Source organism: Endozoicomonas numazuensis (assembly GCF_000722635.1).
GTDB lineage: Bacteria > Pseudomonadota > Gammaproteobacteria > Pseudomonadales > Endozoicomonadaceae > Endozoicomonas_A > Endozoicomonas_A numazuensis.
The window spans coordinates 847,316-864,867 of the sequence record NZ_JOKH01000002.1 but is presented as its reverse complement, the minus strand read 5'-3'; the positions used below and the strand labels follow the sequence as shown (position 1 = coordinate 864,867).

General features: G+C 46.5%; 19 protein-coding genes. 5 read left to right on the top strand and 14 right to left on the bottom strand.

Annotation, left to right across the window (positions count from 1 at the left end; translation table 11 throughout):
* Window positions 1-8: 8 nt before the first annotated feature.
* From GZ78_RS11145 to asd, 9 genes are all read right to left on the bottom strand, one after another.
* On the bottom strand, window positions 9-1,931 hold the full coding sequence (locus tag GZ78_RS11145; protein WP_034835419.1) for a hypothetical protein: 1,923 nt from the start codon (window positions 1,929-1,931) through the stop codon (window positions 9-11).
* Window positions 1,932-2,150: 219 nt separating this feature from the next.
* A complete protein-coding gene (locus GZ78_RS11140; protein WP_081869796.1) occupies window positions 2,151-3,353 on the bottom strand; it encodes an ISL3 family transposase in 1,203 nt (400 codons plus the stop codon).
* A gap of 406 nt (window positions 3,354-3,759) precedes the next feature.
* Window positions 3,760-4,617 (bottom strand): hypothetical protein, encoded by an 858-nt coding sequence (locus GZ78_RS11135; RefSeq protein ID WP_034835415.1) that lies wholly within the window; start codon window positions 4,615-4,617, stop codon window positions 3,760-3,762.
* The gene (gene ruvX / locus GZ78_RS11130) at window positions 4,595-5,035 is read right to left on the bottom strand and encodes a Holliday junction resolvase RuvX (RefSeq protein WP_034835414.1); all 441 of its coding nucleotides are present in this window, start codon (window positions 5,033-5,035) and stop codon (window positions 4,595-4,597) included. The genes GZ78_RS11135 and ruvX overlap by 23 nt, the downstream gene beginning before the upstream one ends.
* 27 nt (window positions 5,036-5,062) lie before the next feature.
* Window positions 5,063-5,635 carry a YqgE/AlgH family protein gene (locus tag GZ78_RS11125; protein WP_034835412.1) on the bottom strand — a complete coding sequence of 191 codons (573 nt, stop codon included), beginning with the start codon at window positions 5,633-5,635 and terminating at the stop codon, window positions 5,063-5,065.
* Between the two features lie 70 nt (window positions 5,636-5,705).
* Window positions 5,706-6,572, bottom strand: coding sequence for an energy transducer TonB (locus GZ78_RS11120; RefSeq protein ID WP_051786146.1), 867 nt, complete (start codon window positions 6,570-6,572; stop codon window positions 5,706-5,708).
* 526 nt (window positions 6,573-7,098) lie between these two features.
* Window positions 7,099-8,052, bottom strand: a complete 954-nt coding sequence (gshB, locus tag GZ78_RS11115; protein ID WP_034835411.1) for a glutathione synthase — start codon at window positions 8,050-8,052, stop codon at window positions 7,099-7,101.
* 36 nt (window positions 8,053-8,088) lie between these two features.
* The gene (locus GZ78_RS11110) at window positions 8,089-8,655 is read right to left on the bottom strand and encodes a lipid-binding SYLF domain-containing protein (RefSeq protein WP_034835407.1); all 567 of its coding nucleotides are present in this window, start codon (window positions 8,653-8,655) and stop codon (window positions 8,089-8,091) included.
* A gap of 64 nt (window positions 8,656-8,719) precedes the next feature.
* Window positions 8,720-9,580, bottom strand: coding sequence for an archaetidylserine decarboxylase (gene asd, locus GZ78_RS11105; RefSeq protein ID WP_034835405.1), 861 nt, complete (start codon window positions 9,578-9,580; stop codon window positions 8,720-8,722).
* 155 nt (window positions 9,581-9,735) lie between these two features.
* Here asd and GZ78_RS11100 point away from each other — a divergent pair, with 155 nt between their 5' ends.
* The gene (locus GZ78_RS11100; protein WP_152558663.1) at window positions 9,736-10,230 is read left to right on the top strand and encodes a hypothetical protein; all 495 of its coding nucleotides are present in this window, start codon (window positions 9,736-9,738) and stop codon (window positions 10,228-10,230) included.
* Window positions 10,231-10,261: 31 nt separating this feature from the next.
* Here GZ78_RS11100 and GZ78_RS11095 read toward each other — a convergent pair whose 3' ends face one another.
* The 4 genes from GZ78_RS11095 to rsgA are packed head-to-tail and all read right to left on the bottom strand — an operon-like array spanning window position 10,262 to window position 12,956.
* On the bottom strand, window positions 10,262-11,074 hold the full coding sequence (locus tag GZ78_RS11095) for a sulfurtransferase (RefSeq protein WP_034835402.1): 813 nt from the start codon (window positions 11,072-11,074) through the stop codon (window positions 10,262-10,264).
* Window positions 11,075-11,122: 48 nt separating this feature from the next.
* Entirely contained in the window at window positions 11,123-11,533 is a 411-nt protein-coding gene (locus GZ78_RS11090; RefSeq protein ID WP_152558662.1) for an MlrC C-terminal domain-containing protein, read from the bottom strand.
* Between the two features lie 38 nt (window positions 11,534-11,571).
* Window positions 11,572-11,892, bottom strand: a complete 321-nt coding sequence (locus tag GZ78_RS11085) for a M81 family metallopeptidase (RefSeq protein WP_034835399.1) — start codon at window positions 11,890-11,892, stop codon at window positions 11,572-11,574.
* Window positions 11,893-11,936: 44 nt separating this feature from the next.
* Entirely contained in the window at window positions 11,937-12,956 is a 1,020-nt protein-coding gene (rsgA, locus tag GZ78_RS11080; RefSeq protein WP_034835397.1) for a small ribosomal subunit biogenesis GTPase RsgA, read from the bottom strand.
* A gap of 403 nt (window positions 12,957-13,359) precedes the next feature.
* On the opposite strand from rsgA, the gene orn reads away from it, so the two are divergent.
* The 4 genes from orn to GZ78_RS11060 all read left to right on the top strand — a co-directional run bounded on the left by orn (window position 13,360) and on the right by GZ78_RS11060 (window position 16,858).
* The gene (orn, locus tag GZ78_RS11075; RefSeq protein ID WP_034836483.1) at window positions 13,360-13,902 is read left to right on the top strand and encodes an oligoribonuclease; all 543 of its coding nucleotides are present in this window, start codon (window positions 13,360-13,362) and stop codon (window positions 13,900-13,902) included.
* A gap of 196 nt (window positions 13,903-14,098) precedes the next feature.
* Window positions 14,099-16,177 (top strand): prolyl oligopeptidase family serine peptidase, encoded by a 2,079-nt coding sequence (locus GZ78_RS11070; RefSeq protein ID WP_081869794.1) that lies wholly within the window; start codon window positions 14,099-14,101, stop codon window positions 16,175-16,177.
* Between the two features lie 134 nt (window positions 16,178-16,311).
* The gene (locus GZ78_RS11065) at window positions 16,312-16,629 is read left to right on the top strand and encodes a DUF4160 domain-containing protein (protein ID WP_034835396.1); all 318 of its coding nucleotides are present in this window, start codon (window positions 16,312-16,314) and stop codon (window positions 16,627-16,629) included.
* Window positions 16,610-16,858 (top strand): DUF2442 domain-containing protein, encoded by a 249-nt coding sequence (locus GZ78_RS11060; RefSeq protein ID WP_034835394.1) that lies wholly within the window; start codon window positions 16,610-16,612, stop codon window positions 16,856-16,858. Before GZ78_RS11065 ends, GZ78_RS11060 begins: the two co-directional genes overlap by 20 nt.
* A gap of 44 nt (window positions 16,859-16,902) precedes the next feature.
* On the opposite strand, the gene GZ78_RS11055 is transcribed toward GZ78_RS11060, so the two are convergent.
* Complete coding sequence (locus tag GZ78_RS11055) at window positions 16,903-17,427, bottom strand: P-loop NTPase family protein (RefSeq protein WP_034835393.1); 525 nt, start codon at window positions 17,425-17,427, stop codon at window positions 16,903-16,905.
* Window positions 17,428-17,552 lie beyond the last annotated feature (125 nt).

Sequence of the window (17,552 nt, the reverse complement as noted above, 5' to 3'; positions counted from 1 at the left end):
TTCGAGTACTATCGTACGGTTTCATATAGTGGATTTTCGGACGCACCTGAAGTTCCCTTATGAAGTATATAGTCGTAATGAATTGGATTTTCGGGAGATAATGAATGTTGGTTATAAGATGGATTTAGGGTGTTATCTGGCAGAGCTTCCGGTGGATGTTTTTGAGACTCTTGGAGTTGAGATGTCAAGAAAGTAACCTTTTGTGAAAGTCCTATTATTGTTTTTTTGTTGGTTCTATTCATTACTAGCAAGATCACGACTGTGGTAGTTAACCCTACGATGGCAGCCGCTGAACATGCTGATATGCCTATTATTACCAGCATCATCGGGTCTGTATTGTCTTCAGTCTCGATACTCGTGCCGAAGAAAGCGCTCTGAGAGGGGGTGGCCTGAAGGGGGACAGTGGGACTGACGGTTGGTGTGGAGCCAGTGATTAATGTGGCATCGATGGTGGGTTCAGAGTATTCAGACAATGTGTAGGCGACAGAAGATTTCTGGATAAACTCAGAATTAAGTGTGTAGGCGACAGAAGCTTTCTGGATAAACTCAGAATTAAGTGTGTAGGCGACAGAAGATTTCTGGATAAGCTCAGAATTATCAGGTTGTGAGTTAAGGGGGTTGATGCAACTCCCCAAAGCCTGAGGTTCAAGATATTGTTGATCAATAGAAAGTGGCTCAGCGGCTTCGATATGTGTGCCATTAGTGTGGCTGAAATAATAACAGAGTTTGTGAGCATCTTGTATTTTCACGAGAAAGCCAGGCGTTCCGTTCGGGTCGTCAGTCTCTGCCAGACAGGGGTATGTTGCGGCTATGCACAAGAAATCAGATGTCTGATAATTGGCTGAGATAGTTTCCGCATCAACCAGCTCGATAGAGTCTTCGGTAATGTTGAATGTTTTGTCAATCTTGATTGGTGCGATCTCGTAGAACGGAGTACCCTCCGCGCAGCCGCAAACAGTGTCGTGTTGTTTCGTGTGATTTTGAGTAACTGAAAAGGGGAGGGAGCACGAGCCGGGTTCAAGGCAGTTATATATTGAACATTCCACAGGAGGTTCATGAAAACTCCAGCAATAGGAATTGGGTGTGTAATAACTACTGACGGGAATGGCGTTCTGTTGCTCTGTGTCACTGTTCTCAGGCTTTGGGTGTCCATAGCGGTAAGTGTTGTCGGGGCAGGCTGAGCACTCAAATTTGGGGGATCCTCCATCTTGTTGTAGCTGATAGTCTTCTAGCCCTCTGGCACTAGTTCCGGAAGGACAGAGATTATCATAATAAGCACTGCCGTTATAAAAGGGCTGTAATAAGGCTTCAAAATATCGCTGAGGTTGACGAAGCGATAATCTTTTAATGTGAAAATTATTGACACCAATATCTTGAGATGAATCTATTCCGGTCGCAGGCAGATGCTCTTGAGTTTTCCCTGTAGAAAATAATTTGGTCAGCTCTTCTTCACTAAGTAAATAGGCAGCCATAACAGTATTTTTTGGGAAGATTTGTAAAACTTCGTAGCTGTAGCTTGCGACAGTATAGAGTGAATAATTACTCTGGGGGATATTCAGAGGTACAAAATCCTCCTCAAAAATCACAGCTGAGGGGATGACTTTAGTATTAAACTCATTCTTTAGTTTATGGGTAATGGAGCTCGGGATTAAGGCAAGGCAGTAATTGCCATCTTGAGCTTCAACAACATCGCCATGCGCATACAGAGTATTGTCATCATCATCTTCAAAAACGATTCGACAGAGATTTCTTTTCCGGTTGTTCTGACTCAGGAATAACGTCAATGGGCTGTTAGTTTTGTCAGACCATAATACTGGGTCGTAATCTGGACTGGCATAACTATTCGCTGATATGGAGAGATAAGCAATGGATTGGCAATAAAAAAGCAATGCTGCTAGTGCAGATCGCTTTGACGGAGATTGAAAAAACATTTTGAAAGCCTCAATAAATAGACTTGCAAGGCGTTTTTGATCCTTTCATATTATCGTTCTTAGGCTCGGCTTCCTGCGAATCTGTATTGCAACAGAGTGCTTACAAGCATTTGTAACACATTCATCATCTAGCAAGATAATGTCTTTAACTAGTCATTGAAAATTCTAGTTTATATTTATGAAAATGCACAACTATTGGCTCTTTCGCAGGTTGGCTGATCATTTCAGTGCCTCCTGCCGAATTTTTAGATCAAGATATTCAAGGTCATTGTAGCCACACGCTTTGTAGACAATTCGTTTGATGACGCCATTGAACGCTTCTATCTTCGCACTGGTTATACGGTGCTGGCAGTAGGACAGCAACCCTTCTCTCGCTCTGTCCAGCCCTTTCGCAAAGCGTTTTAGCTCATCAATACCAGTCTCTTTGGCTAATTCAATCCACTTATCCAGGAACTTGCTGGCACAGGCTTTATAGGTATACGTCCATAGCTGCCTAAGTATATCTTTCAGGATGTAGGCTTGATACAGGCCTTCGTTCATAGACAGAAGTTCATGCAGGCTGGTTTCACGCTTTGGAGTCAGGTTTTCTACATTCATAAACAAATTGAATCGCTGGCCTTTAATGAAGGGTTTGTCTTCCTCCTCAGCTTGTCGCCATTCCCTTCGCCGAATTTTGTCGATAACTTCGTTGTAGTTGGCAATTATATGGAATTTGTCGTGGATAATATCGGCATCCGGCAAGTGCTCTTTGGCCGATGCCTTGTAGCTGCCTCCGCGATCTATTCCAGCACATTGAATACAAGCTCTTTGCTCCAGGGTTAGGCCACTCAGAAAGCGATCCAGTGTTGCTTTTCGCTTGCCTTCACCCAGAAAGAGGGTTTCACCCGTGTCGGCATTAAGAACAACGGTTAAATAGTGATGGCCTTTGCCTATCGATTTTTCATCAATCAGCAATGCTCGTATGCCATCCAGTTGAGGAGCTGGAAGGGTTTTCATCAGCACCATTTTATCCCAGCGTCTGGCTGTGTCGTGGGATATAGCAATGAATTCAGGCACTTTGTCGCTGGGCATGTAACGGCATAAGTGACTGACATGTTGTTTCAGACGCTCTGTAGCTTGAGATTTAGGTGCAAGGCCCGGAATCGTCACGGTTTCGATGTGATTGCAGTTTGAGCATCGTCCCTGATAGGCAGTAAATAACAGATTAACCTTGATCGTCCCTAACGGCAGGTCTTGAACGCTTCTGTCACTCTCGCGCATCTTGCCCATAGACCAGTGACACTGGCTGCATTTGAACTGCTGTATACGACCATCTCTGTGCAGGTACACGAATGCTTCAGAGGTATCCCAATCAATATCAATACGGTCGATTACCCAACCAGAAAATGCGAACATAGGACGAAGTGAGGGTGTTGCACACATGGCTGATCCTTCAGAAGTGTTGATCCATTCAAATCAATCATTCCCTGAAGGTTATTTCTGTTGCAACCCTTCACTTTTCATCAGCCAACCTGCGAAAGCCCCGTAAAAAATTGGGCATAAATAATACAAGTGTTCCGATAGTGGGCGGCACTGCTTTTATTCATTCAGAGAGTACCTCTAGAAATTCTTGTGCAGTAAGGCTACAGCTATAGGTAGGCTGAAATATACCCATCGCCTTTCAAGATGCTACGTTGTTGCCAGCGTTCGCTCACCATGATCACCTACTACTTGTAGGCTCACAGGGCTTCTTGTAGGCTCACAGGGCTTCTTGTAGGCTCACAGGGCTTCGCTCACTTGTCGCCTAGTAGCATCTTGAAATTCAATGGGTATAAGACGTCTCGAAGATTTAAAGACATCGGTCAATGTAATTCTGTTGAAGGGTTTTTAAGTTTTCTTTAGAGATGATATCGGTATGGGTATCTGCTTTCGTGAGGCGGTTCAGGCAGCGTTCCTGCTCGGTATCCGTTTCACGCATTTCTCTTGGAAGTAAAATGACATTGACCAGTTCCTTGTTACCCTTAAGATCGACCTGCTCCTCGTAACTGCCTATACAACACAGAGCACAATCAGACAGTCCCTTTGTCACTCTTTCTGCATAATCCGCACCCATCCCGTACCCCACAAGCGCTCTGGGCGTCATTTTGCGACGAACCTTGAACATTTGCGGAGAAACAATTGACAGCTGTTCAATACTTCCAAAGCAACGGTCGCCGCCTTCAACAAATAACGTTTGAGTTAATGTATTGTTATTGGGAACCTGTTTTTGCAGGGAAATACCGTCTACCAGAAAGGCGTGACTGAAAGTACCGCTGCCACCGTAGTTGGCAGAATAGCTCATCAGAACTTGCTGGTTTTCCATCTGGCCAATGAACTTGTAACTGGAGAGAGTCGGTAAGTCGATCTCATTGTTATCTTTTGGCTGATCATTTTTTTCAAAAAGAGCCTGCCAAGGGGCAGGTTCTTTGAAAGGGTACTTGATGTATTTATTCAGACAGTCATCAAGGTTGATGGTTTTTTTACCCGACGACTGAGTCGCTTTTTCCAGACTGGCGAAGGGCTCAAAGCAAAGTGGGTGGATGATGTCCTTCTCTCTGGCCTGAGATTCCGGGGATAGAATGCCCAATGTCAGAATGAACAGCCATAAGTAAGAGTTTCTTGCAAATACAGAAGAAAATGCGTCGCTAGAGCACCGGGTTATTCTCATCGTTCATCCAGCCTTCCAGTATGATTTGTGCTGCCATACCATCGACCGGATTAGAACCATAGTGCCCACTATGCCCCAACTTGTTTGCCCAGTCTTTGGCTTCAAAAGAGCTTAGACGCTCATCAGCTTCATAGAAAGGCAGGTTGTAACGACCATGCAGGCGTTTTCCAAATTTTCTGGCTCGCATTGACATCTGGGACTCGGTGCCGTCCATATTCAGGGGGATACCCACAACGACAGCATCAGGTTTCCATTCTTCCAGCAGAGCGGTTACATCATTCCAGTTAGGAATACCGTCTCGTGCTTTGATGGGAGATAAAGCGGATGCTGTACGGGTAACCGCCTGACCCACGGCTACGCCAATGTTCCGCGTGCCAAAGTCAAAACCCATTACGGTATTCAGTTTTTTATCAGTCATACTTTCTTTAATGTTGTTACAGCAGAGTTATGCGTGGCCTACCTGACCGGAGAGCAGTCGCAGATCGACGCCCAGTGATTCGGCGGCAGCATCCAGGCGTCGCTGGAAAGGTGTCTCGAAAATAATTTGTTGGTGGGCTTTACAGGTGAGCCAGGTGTTATCTGATAACTCCTTCTCAAGTTGACCACTGCCCCAACCGGCATAGCCCAGGGCAACCAGTGAATCATCTGGGCCTTCATCCCGTGCCATGGCGAGCAGGATATCCGTTGAAGTGGCTAACTGTAGGCCCTGGCTGATTTCCAGACTGGACTCCCAATGGTCGGGGCCAGAGTGAAGTACAAACCCCCGCTCAACGGCTACAGGCCCTCCAGAATATACGGCGTCGGGACTGAGAAAGCACTCGTCCGCTTCCCTGATGCCTACCTGGCTGAAAATCTCACCGAGAGTCAGTTCCGTAGGGCGATTAACAATGATGCCCAAGGCACCACCGGGACTGTGCTCGCAAATCAGAGTCAGGGTACCAGCAAAAGATGAATCAGCCATGCGGGGCATAGCGATCAGGAAGTGGTTTCTGAGGCTTTGGAAGGTTTCACTGCTCATAGGGGGGAGTATCGGGGCAAATTGCCCCGATAGCAAATAAAGCACTAAATTACGGCAGGCTTTGAGCGCGTTACTGGCTGAAGAGTCTATCGCCTTTTTCAAAGCGCCAGGTACGAATGATTTCCACCATATCATAATCTCTCAAATCATCAGTGAAAGGTGCATAGGGAGCAGCGAGTCTGACGATTCTAATTGCAGCATCATCCAGAACGTTGTAACCGGAAGACTTCAAGATCTCGACAGTAGACAGCGTTCCATCACGGTTAATGGCTACCATCAGACGAAGCTCTCCATAAAGCTTCTGTTGCCGGGCTTGTGCAGGGTAATTCAGGTTGCCAATGCGCTCCACTTTCTGGCGCCAGGCATTCTTATAAGCCGCACCTGGTTCGAGCATGGTGGATGCTGCTGTGAGCCTTTTGACGCGGGGGCGCTTGGCATATTCCTGACGCTGGTCACTGAGCTGCGCCTCAAGGCTCGCAATCTCCTGACGTAAGTCTATATGTTTACGAGGCTCTGCTTCTTTAGACTGTTCAGGGGTAGGCTGGTTGATCTCTTCACTGTCCTGAACCTTCTTTTTGCTCTCAGCTCGAGTGACGACCTGTGGTGTCTTCTTAGCTTGTGTTTTAGGAGCGGCAGCTTCCTGAGGCTGAAGCTCAACCTCATTGATTTTGTTGTCCTGGATATCTGTTTTACGATCGGTAGTCGGTGTCGCTTTCTTCTCAAGCGTACCACTACCTTGCTGATTCAGTTGAGCCAGATATTCTGCATCTTCCGGCTTTGTCTGGCTTTTGTAGGTTGCCAGGGTCACTTCAAGTGTTTTAGGCGGTGGGGCCTTGTCTTCAAGTCCAAAAGACAGACCGAGCACAGTCACGGCATGAATAGCGGCTGCCATGAAAAGGGTAAAGCCTAAACGGTCGGCGGAAGAAACGGTCGTCATTGACGGAGCGGGCCTCTTGAATACTGCATCCTGGATCTTATTGTTGATCTCCCTGGAGGCGGGCCAGGAATTGCGCTTGAGCATTAAGCTCAGCAGAGCGAGTCATTTTTTCACTTCATGCGAGTGAATAGTTGATCTATTTAAACACATTAAGTGAAAAGAGGGCCGTTCTTTCTGAGCTTTATACCCATTGCCTTTCAAGATGCTACGTTGTTGCCAGCGTTCGCTCACCCTGATCACCTACTACTTGTAGGCTCACAGGGCTTCGCTCACTTGTCGCCTGGTAGCATCTTGAAATCCAATGGGTATAGGCCAAGCTACCTATTACAGGTCAGCCTCACTCGCATTGTCATCAATGAACATAGGGCGCGCAAGTATTCCTTGCAGGATTTGGGAACTTATTTCCAGTGTGGAGCAGCCATCTGTTCAAAAATTGCTGCATCTTCAGAGGCTGAAATGTTTTTCATGTTGCAGTACTGCAACAGCGCCTTTCCATTCAGTCGTTGGCAGGCGCTGTCATAGTCGGTTATTGAACAGATAGTTTCTCTTCGATTTTATCCATTAGCATGTCACCAATGCTGATACCAAACTGGTCATCCAGTTGTCGTATACAGGTGGGAGAAGTGACATTGATCTCGGTAAGATATTCACCGATGACGTCCAGTCCCACAAACAGCAGGCCTTTTTCTTTCAGAACAGGGGCTACTTGTTTAGCGATCCAGTAATCCTTTTCTGTCAGCTCCTGGCCTACACCACTTCCACCTGCTGCCAGATTTCCTCGTAATTCACCTTCTGCGGGAATGCGAGCCAGAGCATAGGGGACAGGTTCTCCATCGATCAGGAGGATTCGTTTGTCACCCGCAGTAATCTCTGGAATGTACTTTTGAATCATGGCCTGCTGCTGGCCATGCTGGGTCAGGGTTTCAATAATTACGCTGAAGTTCTGATCGTCAGGGTGAGTTCTGAAAATGGATGATCCTCCCATACCGTCCAGCGGTTTGAGCACCACATCACCATGCTTTTCTGCAAAGGCTTTCAGATGTTTTGCGCTTCGGGCTACCATGACCGGAGGTGTGCACTGAGGGAACAGGGTTGCAAACATTTTCTCGTTGCAGTCACGAATACTCTGAGGTTTGTTCACTACCAGTGTTCCGCTGGCTTCTGCCTGTTCAAGCAGATAAGTGCTGTAAATAAACTCCATATCAAAAGGAGGGTCTTTACGCATCAGAATGACATTCAGAGAGCTCAGAGGCTGTTCTTCTCTTTCTCCGAGAGAGTAAAAATCTTCCGGATTGTAGCGAGCCTGCAACGGACGCATACTGCCATAAGCGACACCCTCTGACTGATACAGGTCTTCCTGCTGCATATAAAACAGCTCCCAGCCTTTTTTCTGGGCTGCGACCAGCATCGCCAGAGTACTGTCCTTTTTGTATTCAATGGACTCGATAGGGTCCATCACGACGCCAAGTTTAATAGTCATTACTAGTCCGAGCCGATCAAAACTCGCAGTGTATCCTTAATTGAGCCCTTCATCGACCCAGTATTTGGTTCCCTGCAAGGTAGCTTGAGCAACAAGACCACTCTCTGTCAGCTGGTAGACAGTAATCCCCAGGTTGGCGTTGGCTACACCACCAATCAATTCACCACCCTTGTCGCCTGATTTTGCTGCGGCATCGGCCTGGCCGGTAAAGTCCCAGCCATCTTTAATAAACTTTCCCAGAGAATTATGATTTTCAAAAATAACGACTGCTCTGAAGTCCTTGATACCCAGTCCGGGTCCAATGCCTGCGCTGGCCATTCTCATATAGGTATCTGAATCATCGTCGTTGTCTCTTACTACGCCATAGCCACTGCCAGCACTGAGAAAAATAATGTTACTGTTGATGTTGCTGAAAACAGCATAACCGGCAGCGTTTTTCAACTGTGCTTCTGTACTGGGTTTGGCTCTGAACAGCATGGCCAGAGTTTCAGATCGCATGGAGTTTATGTAGGCCTGCTTATCCTGTTTAGACTTTCCCTGGATACCGGAACAACCAGAAAGAAAAAGAACAAGTATCAGAGGGATAATGCGGAGAGACTGCATGAATGGCTCCTTGGAAAAGAACTGGCAGGCAGTGGTTAACTACCTGCATAGGAGCCTGGTAAGCTTACTTTACAGGTGAGGCCAGTGCCTGCCCCATCTTGATTTTAGACCCGGCTTCGAATTGCTCAAGCCAGTCAATCTGATCTTTGCCAAAGAGAACAATGGCTGTGGATCCCATCTTGAAGCGGCCCATTTCATCACCCCGGTTCAGCGAGATATGTTCGGCTGAATCTTCTCCGTAGTAAAAGGTGCGTACCTTCTTTCTGACAGGGGTGACCAGTCCAGCCCAGACGGTTTCAATACTGGCAACAATCATGGCACCCACCATGATTACAGCCATGGGGCCACGCTCTGTGTCATAAATTGCCACTACGCGTTCGTTACGGGCAAACAGGTTGGGAATGTTTTCAACCGTTCCCTGATTAACTGAAAACAAACGACCCGGTACGTGAATCATTTTGCGAAGGGTGCCGCCAAAAGGAATATGAACCCGGTGGTAGTCACGAGGCGAAAGATAGATCGTAGCGAACTTGCCCCCCATGAATTCCTGACCAAGCTCACTGTCTCCACCCAGCAGTTCAATCAGGCTGTAATCGTGCCCTTTGGCCTGGAAGACTCTGCCATCCTGGATGTCACCCAGCTGGCTGACCTCGCCATCAGCAGGGCTGACAATCAGGTTGTTGTCTTCTGGCAGAGGGCGCATGCCTTCTTTCAGAGATCGGGTGAAGAAATCGTTAAAGTGGAGGTAGTCTTCAGGGTTTTCACGCTCAGCTTCGCTCATATCAACATCATATTGTTTGATGATGCGACGGATCAGGGCATTCTTGAACCTGGGACAGGTGCTCTCAACAAAGCAGTATACCGCCCGTGAAACAAGGTGGTGCGGCAGGATATATTGGATAAAAGCGAATAATCGTTCTTTCACAGTCAGGATTCATCCTGTTTTTGAGTGATGTTGGATTGTAATGATGCAGACATAATCTCACAAGTAAGCTCTGAGAAAGACGGCTTGTTTCATTGTCTATGATTAAACGGTGCGGCTTTTTCAGTGATGACAGGGAGAGTGTCATGAGGAGTGTCATGAAGCCTATTGCTGTTTGGATCATCGTCTTTTTATTGCCTGGGTCTGGATCGGTAATAGCTTCAGGCGCGAGCTATCGTGTTATCGAGCCTCAGTCAGCAGTAAAAATATTGAAGAGAGCTGAAGCTGACCGACAGAGAGTGTGGGGGAAAAAGCGGCAGCTTTGGGTGGTTGAGAGCCTGATTCACTGGTTTGAGCAGTTTCCGGGGAATCCGATGCCTGATGAGATACAGTCTTATCTCGATCAGGGATACACGCTGGTGGCAGCCAATGTTAGCTTTGTCACTACCACTGGTGGAGCGTATGTCAGCGTCAAAGAGGTTATAGATAGAGATGGCAGGCTGACCGTTGTGTTAATTCGGCCCAGATCGACCTGTCAGATAGTTAACAGGCAATTTACCAGTGTTCCGTTCGCTATGCTGTTGGAGGCCAATGGCAAGCCTGTTGATGTTGCCATGGAGTCCCTTCCTATTGATTGCCTGACCAAGCCATGAAACAACAATGACGGCTTCATGGCTGAAACCTTCAGCTTTCGATTGGAGTGTCTGGCAGGTTGCCCCATTCTGACCAGGAACCATCGTAAGCTTTGATGGATAAGCCAAGAGACTTGCCCACCAGATAGGTAAAGCCAGAACGATGGTGGCTCTGGCAGTGGGTAATCACGTTTTTATTCTGAGTGATGCCCAGTTGTTCAAGAACGTTGGCGATGTCGCTGCGAATTCTGAGATTACGGTCATGGTCCATTGCCAATGTCCATTCAAGGTTCACGGCACCAGGGATATGACCACCCCTTTGAGAGAAAACTTTTTCCCCATGGTACTCAGCAGCTGAACGGGCATCCCAGATCACGGTGTCTGAATCTTTCAGTGAGTCAATAATGAAATCTTTGCTGGCAATAAAAGAGTCATCAATCTGGATATTGACCTGGGTAGGCTCAGGGTGATTAATCGTGCTCTCGGTTGGTTTTTTTTCTTTCAGCAAAACGTGTGCACCACCATTCAGATAGCTGCACTTCTTGTGACCAATAACATCCAGAGTCCAGATAAAACGCCCGGCCCAGCCTCCGCCTTCGTCATCATATACAACGATGTGTTTATTTTCGCTGTAGCCAATGTTCGAGAGCATTTGCTCCAGTTGCTCAACCGAAGGAAGCTTTCCTGCAGCAGGCTGAATACCTGAAACCATACTTTGTGGAGCAACATTAACAGCACCGGGAACGTGGGTCTGGCTATACAGCCGTGGATTGCACAGGTCGACTATCAACAGCTCCTCATGTCCCAGGAGGGGGACTAATTGATCGGCTTCTAGGATCAGCGGAAGATCTTCAATCGGGTTCATTTATCTTCTTCGTTCATGGCTCATCAGATGGAGTGAAAGCATAAGTCATCAAAGGAGTGATGGGTAGGGGAGAGTCGGGGTGTCCTGCCAGGGGAATTTGTTCAGATCCGGCTTGGTATACGGGATCTCTGTGAAGTTCATGTTTAAAGCGCCGGGAGGGCTCATTAAGAAAATCGAGGCTGATACCGGAGCAAAGCCGGCATGAAAATGGAAAATGGATTTCACAACCACAATGGCTAGTGTTTCCAGTGAGAGCCCAAAATGTGTAAAAACTTCAGGATGGAAAACTTGGGTTCTTATACTGTTTACAACGATATAAATACCCTGGGACTTCAAACAGACACTGTCACCACAGGGAACAGGGATAGCGGTTCCGCCCGATTGTGGAAAACGCTGTACCATGTTGGGAATATACCCATCGCCTTTCAAGATGCTACGTTGTTGCCAGCGTTCGCTCACCCTGATCACCTACTACTTGTAGGCTCACAGGGCTTCGCTCACTTGTCGCCTAGTAGCATCTTGAAATCCAATGGGTATATATCAACCGGTAGTGCCTGACGGAGATCTTCCAGAAGATTATCCCGAAGTTGCTCGTAAGCCTGGCGGGTTGTTACGCCTCCTGGTTCAGCAACAGCTATAAATGACGGGGTGATTTCCCATTGCCGTTGTTGTGCGGCTGTTTGCAGGTGACGCATGATCAGGCACTCATTGGGCAAGTCCTGATCCTGTTCATTCGATGAAATAAAGTCTTCGTAGCCAGTCGGTACGGGTGAGAACGTATTGGTTTCTGTAATAATGCCACCGGCAAAAATTCTCATCCTCTCGTCCTGTCGATCAACGTGCGAAGATGAGAATAGACCAGTCAGGATTCCAGTGAGTCTAAAATCTGTTTGTAACTAAACATTCGCTCTTCCAGAATTTCACCGTTTTCCAGAGCTTCTTTCAAGGCACAGCCCGGCTCTTTCTCGTGTTTACAGTCTCTGAATCGACAATAACCCAGGTAAGGTCTGAATTCTCTGAAGCCTTCCAGAACCGCTTGAGCATCAATATGCCAGAGACCGAATTCGCGGATACCCGGGGAGTCGATCAGCATGCCACCTGCTGGAAAGTGAAACAGTTTGGCTGCTGTGGTTGTATGCATGCCCTTACCGGTGGTTTCTGAAAGGTCGCCAACACGGGTATCGACTCCGGGTAACAACACATTCACCAGTGATGATTTGCCCACACCACTCTGACCGACAAAAACACTGATATGTTCATCCAGAAAGTTTTTGAGAGGAGCAAGACCATCTGCCGTGCGCGTAGAAGCTCTCAGCACCCGATAACCAATATCCTCATAAATCGATAGCATATCGTTCAGCATTTCCATGCCTTCGTCATTAAGAAGGTCTGTCTTATTCAGCAACAGTACAGGCTCAATGCCGACTGTTTCAGCCGCTACAAGATAACGATCAATCAGGTTGAGGTGAGGCATGGGGATAGGCGCAATCACCAGCACAATGTAATCAATATTGGCAGCTACAGGCTTGATACGACCATGATTATCAGGGCGGGTTAGCAGGCTGTAACGCTCTTCAAGTGCTACGACTACACCGGTGTCATCCTTGAGAGACGGGCGCCATACCACTTTATCCCCTGTAACCAGTGGCGGGAGGTTGGTTCTGAGGTGGCAACGACGGATAACACCAGGCTGACCGATGGCCTCGATATCCAGTGTTGCACCATAGTGGGCAATGATCAGGCCTTGTTGTTCGGAGCCAAGACTATCGTCTTGAAGTTCTTGCTCAATGAGCTGCTCCTTCTTTTGGGCCCGGGCAATACGTTCCTGCTGAACTTTTTCTATGCGCCACTTCTGTTTGCGCGTTAGTTTGCGCTTACTCATGCTTTGCTCAAGGTTTTACCTGGTCTGCTGAATAGGATTCTGGCTTGTTCATGGTAAATTGCCAAGAATAGCCCTTATCTCGCTGATACCTACAATTCTAACTGCAACTAGCTGAAATAATTAAAAAATTTCATGACTTAGTCTGGGTAGGCAGAAGATACCGATGGATGTTGAGCCGCCATGCGGTCAGTTGGGAGCGAGAGTAGATTTCACGGAGGGATTATGATCGGTTAAACTTAATAAGTCAGCCATGGCTTTCTTCATTTGCAATTATTTTTTCTATGAGAATGTCAAAGGATTGGATTCAGGGCGGTTTCAGGTAAAAGTACACTGGAAATCGAAAGCCTCGGAACGTATCACTGCAGCCGGGCTGGCGCATCTCTCTAATGAAATCGGGTGCTTGATGGCTAAAGCGGACAACCTTGTCTGGATCGACCTGGAAATGACGGGTCTTGATCCTGAACATGACCAAATTCTGGAAATTGCGACGATTGTCACAGATGGTCAGCTGAACTTTATTGCTGAAGGTCCGGTGATTGCTGTGCACCAGAGTGATGCCGTTCTGGAGAATATGAACGAGTGGTGCATCAAAACCCACGGAGAAACAGGGCTGACCCAAAGAGTTCGTGAGAGCAGGATCAGTCTGACTGAAGCAGAGCAGATGACTCTGGAGTTTCTCAGGCAATATTCTGACGTGGGGGCATCTCCCATGTGTGGAAACAGTATTGGGCAGGATCGTCGTTTTCTGAACCGTTATATGCTGGATCTTCACAGCTTCTTCCATTATCGGAATCTGGATGTCAGTACACTTAAAGAGTTGGCAAGAAGGTGGAAACCAGAAATTCTTGATCAATTCACCAAGAAAGGCACGCATCTGGCGCTGGAAGATATCCGTGAATCTATAGAAGAATTACGCTTCTACCGTCAGCACTTTATTCAATCCTGAATAGCTAATTTACCTTTTCTGAAATATTTTTAGAAAAACAGTCAAGGCAGTCACTCTGAAAGGTGTGGCTGTTCTTTTCCATGATCGGCTAACCCTTCTTCAAAATAGACTTTAACCCCTTCTCTCTATAATGTTTCTTTCAAGCATTCAGCTGTTACCGCAGCACTGACAATAAAAACATCTTAAAGGTCATACCATGACAATATCCCGTGACAAGTCAAAGAGCAGTTTGGCTTATCCCCAGACTCGAAAAGACGACACTGTTGATCATTATTTTGGTGCTGAAGTCAGTGATCCATACCGCTGGCTGGAAGATGATCTCAGTGAAGAGACGGCGGAATGGGTCAAGGTCCAAAACAAGACGACACAGACTTACCTTGAGCAGATTCCCTACCGGGACAAGATTCAGTCAACGCTGAAAGAGCTGATGGATTTTGAGAAAGTGCTGACCCCTTTTGTGGAAGGTGGAGTGACCTACTTTTTCAGGAATGAAGGGTTGCAGAATCAGTTTGTACTCTATCGCCAAAAGGAAGGCAGTGAGCCAAAGGTCTTTCTGGACCCAAATACTTTCAGTGAAGACGGAACCACTGCTCTTGCCGGCATCACCTTTTCAAAGTCTGGCAAGCTGGCATCTTTCCAGAAATCCGAAGCTGGTAGTGATTGGACCACCATTCATGTGATTGATTGTGAATCAGGTGAATTTCTCGAGCCGCCGTTAACCGATATTAAGTTCAGTGATGTCAACTGGTTAGGTGATGATGGCTTTTTCTATTCCTCCTACGATAAGCCGGAAGGCAGTGAACTGACTGCCAAAACCGATCAGCATAAGCTGTACTTTCACAAGCTGGGAACTTCGCAGGCTGATGATCAAGTGATCTTTGGTGCTGCGGACTCTGAAAAGCATCGTTATGTCGGTGGCGATGTTACAGAAGATGGTCGTTATCTATTGGTGAGTGCCCAGGAGTCTACCTCTGGCAACCGGCTTTATGTGAAAGATCTATCCGATAAAGATTCAACGTTGGTCACAATAGTGGGTCATCTGGAGTCTGATACCGAATTACTTCACAGCGATGAACAGTTTTTGTATCTCCTGACCAACAGGAATAGCCCTAATCAGCGAGTCGTCAAAGCCGCTTTGGATCATCCACAGGAAGAAAACTGGGAAGATCTGATTCCTGAAACTGAACATACACTGGATGCTTGTTACGGCTCAGGATTTATCTTTGCCCATTATATGGTGGACGCTGTTTCAAAAGTGCTTCAGTACAATATTGAAGGCCAGCTGATTCGTGAGATCAGTCTTCCAGACCAGGGTACTGCAGAAGGATTCACCGGAAAGAGCAAACAGAAAACGCTTTTTTACAGCTTTTCTAATTTTAAGACTCCGGGCAGGGTCTATGCTCTGGATCCGGTCAGTGGTGAGTCTTCAGTATACAAAATACCTGAGTGTGCTTTTGACAGTGATCAATACGTTAGCAGGCAGGTTTTTTATACCTCCAAAGACGGCACAAAAGTCCCGATGACAATCAATCATCACAAAGATCTAAAGCTGGATAGTAGTACTCCCACTCTTTTATACGGCTATGGTGGTTTTAATGTCAGTCTTACTCCTTACTACAGTTCAACCATAGCCGCCTGGTTGTCGCTAGGCGGTGTTTATGCGGTGGCAAACATGAGAGGGGGCGGAGAGTATGGCAAGCATTGGCATTTGGCGGGTACCAAACTTCAGAAACAAAATGTGTTTGACGACTTTATTGCTGCAGCTGAATACCTGATCGATGAAAAGTATACATCCAGCGATCAGCTGGCTATTTTTGGGGGGTCTAATGGCGGATTGCTTGTGGGAGCCTGTATGACCCAGAGACCGGATCTGTTCAAGGTTGCCTTGCCTGCTGTGGGTGTTCTGGACATGCTGCGCTATCACAAGTTCACCTCTGGAGCAGGTTGGGCATACGACTATGGTACCTCTGAAGATAATACTGAAATGTTCGAGTACCTTCTTGGCTATTCGCCTCTGCATAATATCCGGGAAGGGGTAGAGTATCCGGCCACGATGGTAACTACCGGTGATCACGACGATCGGGTAGTACCGGCTCATTCTTTCAAGTTTGCAGCTGAGCTTCAGTCAAAGCAGTCTGGGCAGAATCCCACTCTGATTCGTATTGAAACCGATGCGGGTCATGGGGCGGGTAAACCCACCAGTAAGTTGATTGAAGAATATGCAGATATGTTTGGCTTTGCGCTGTTCAATATGGGAATAAAATCTTTGGTTTGATGAAATATAGGGCTCAGGCTAATGATCTGAGTCCCTATTTTTTGCTTTCTCTAATGGCACTGGCAAGTAGGTGCCTATACAAGGATCGTGGAGAGGGGTAGGTGCGGTAGGAAAAATAAAAAGGAGTTTTAAAAATGCCTAAGTTATTCACCTATCTTGGAATCACTATTTTCTTCTACAGCAATGAACATGAGCCAATACATGTTCATGGTACATTTGGAGGTAGGGAAACCAAAGCTGAAATCATTTTATTTGATGGTGTGATCCGAGAGATTAAGCTTAAGGATAAAGGGCCTGGACTTGAAGGAAAGAAGAGAAAAAAGTTTGAAGAGTTTGTTCATTCTTACGCGAAAGATATCGTGGAGAAGTGGGTTGACTTCTTTGTTATGAAAAAGTCCATCACTTCCCAGATTATTACCAAAAAGGTGAAAAATGTTAAACGTATCGGTTAAGGCTGCCATACACATCAAGAGTCATATTCTTGAGATTGAGTTCTCGGATGGCCATAAGCAAATAGTAGATTTTGCCCCATTTATTTTTTCTGATGGGCATCCAGACTATGAGAAGTACAAATCAGAATCTGGCTTTCTGACATTTGAAATTGTTGATGGAAATATCAACTGGGATGATTACACGATGATATTTCCTGTAGAGGATTTGTATAAAAATCACATTAGATAGTGTGGGAGGCCTTCTCTGTATATTTCATGGATGAGAGCAGGTTCTCAATCTAGCTCCGTCAGAAATTGCTTTATTTCTCTGGAGCTACGCAGATGTATAAACTGGATGTGTGAATAATGTTCATCTTGCATTAGATTCTGATACTTGATCCGGTTTGTCTTATGAGTCTTCAATGTCCATAGCAGGATAGAGTCTTTACTGAAGAGCTTTCCAAGCGTCTCTACATTACCGGTATCTTGCCAAAGCTCTTTGCCTGAAATAATTCTGAAAATAGCTCGCCTTAAGGCTTGCAAGAGCGTTCTGGCCAGAGAAAAGTCTATCCAGATAATCATATCGGTTTGCTGAAATCTGAGATCATAGGTTTTTGTGTAATTCCCATCCATAACCCAGGCAGGTTGATCTAACGCTGTTTTGAGTCGGTCCAGAAAGATCTGCTCTTCAACCGGAGTCCAGTCTGGCCCCCAAAACAAGCTATCGATTTCAATATGAGGGATAGAGAGTTTCTCAGCAACTTGTTTAGCCAGTGTTGATTTACCGCTGCCACTGGTGCCTATGATATTTATTTTCATTGTACTATTCAGGCTTGGAGCTTTGCTCGAAGGTAGTTTAAGGCAGAGACATAAACGGGGTGCCAGTCGTTGCCAGGATTCTCCGTCAGAGCAGTTGAGTCGTCCTTGATATGATGTGCACTATT

What these genes read in the sequence shown, in the direction of transcription:
- GZ78_RS11145 (WP_034835419.1), bottom strand. Translation starts at nt 1,931, where the DNA reads ATGTTTTTTCAATCTCCGTCAAAGCGATCTGCACTAGCAGCATTGCTT.
- GZ78_RS11095 (WP_034835402.1), bottom strand. Translation starts at nt 11,074, where the DNA reads ATGAACCCGATTGAAGATCTTCCGCTGATCCTAGAAGCCGATCAATTA.
- GZ78_RS11100 (WP_152558663.1), top strand. Translation starts at nt 9,736, where the DNA reads ATGAAGCCTATTGCTGTTTGGATCATCGTCTTTTTATTGCCTGGGTCT.
- GZ78_RS11125 (WP_034835412.1), bottom strand. Translation starts at nt 5,635, where the DNA reads ATGAGCAGTGAAACCTTCCAAAGCCTCAGAAACCACTTCCTGATCGCT.
- GZ78_RS11060 (WP_034835394.1), top strand. Translation starts at nt 16,610, where the DNA reads ATGTTAAACGTATCGGTTAAGGCTGCCATACACATCAAGAGTCATATT.
- orn (WP_034836483.1), top strand. Translation starts at nt 13,360, where the DNA reads ATGGCTAAAGCGGACAACCTTGTCTGGATCGACCTGGAAATGACGGGT.
- GZ78_RS11065 (WP_034835396.1), top strand. Translation starts at nt 16,312, where the DNA reads ATGCCTAAGTTATTCACCTATCTTGGAATCACTATTTTCTTCTACAGC.
- gshB (WP_034835411.1), bottom strand. Translation starts at nt 8,052, where the DNA reads ATGACTATTAAACTTGGCGTCGTGATGGACCCTATCGAGTCCATTGAA.
- GZ78_RS11120 (WP_051786146.1), bottom strand. Translation starts at nt 6,572, where the DNA reads ATGACGACCGTTTCTTCCGCCGACCGTTTAGGCTTTACCCTTTTCATG.
- GZ78_RS11110 (WP_034835407.1), bottom strand. Translation starts at nt 8,655, where the DNA reads ATGCAGTCTCTCCGCATTATCCCTCTGATACTTGTTCTTTTTCTTTCT.
- GZ78_RS11055 (WP_034835393.1), bottom strand. Translation starts at nt 17,427, where the DNA reads ATGAAAATAAATATCATAGGCACCAGTGGCAGCGGTAAATCAACACTG.
- ruvX (WP_034835414.1), bottom strand. Translation starts at nt 5,035, where the DNA reads ATGACTGATAAAAAACTGAATACCGTAATGGGTTTTGACTTTGGCACG.
- GZ78_RS11135 (WP_034835415.1), bottom strand. Translation starts at nt 4,617, where the DNA reads ATGAGAATAACCCGGTGCTCTAGCGACGCATTTTCTTCTGTATTTGCA.
- GZ78_RS11140 (WP_081869796.1), bottom strand. Translation starts at nt 3,353, where the DNA reads ATGTGTGCAACACCCTCACTTCGTCCTATGTTCGCATTTTCTGGTTGG.
- GZ78_RS11070 (WP_081869794.1), top strand. Translation starts at nt 14,099, where the DNA reads ATGACAATATCCCGTGACAAGTCAAAGAGCAGTTTGGCTTATCCCCAG.
- rsgA (WP_034835397.1), bottom strand. Translation starts at nt 12,956, where the DNA reads ATGAGTAAGCGCAAACTAACGCGCAAACAGAAGTGGCGCATAGAAAAA.
- GZ78_RS11085 (WP_034835399.1), bottom strand. Translation starts at nt 11,892, where the DNA reads ATGAGAATTTTTGCCGGTGGCATTATTACAGAAACCAATACGTTCTCA.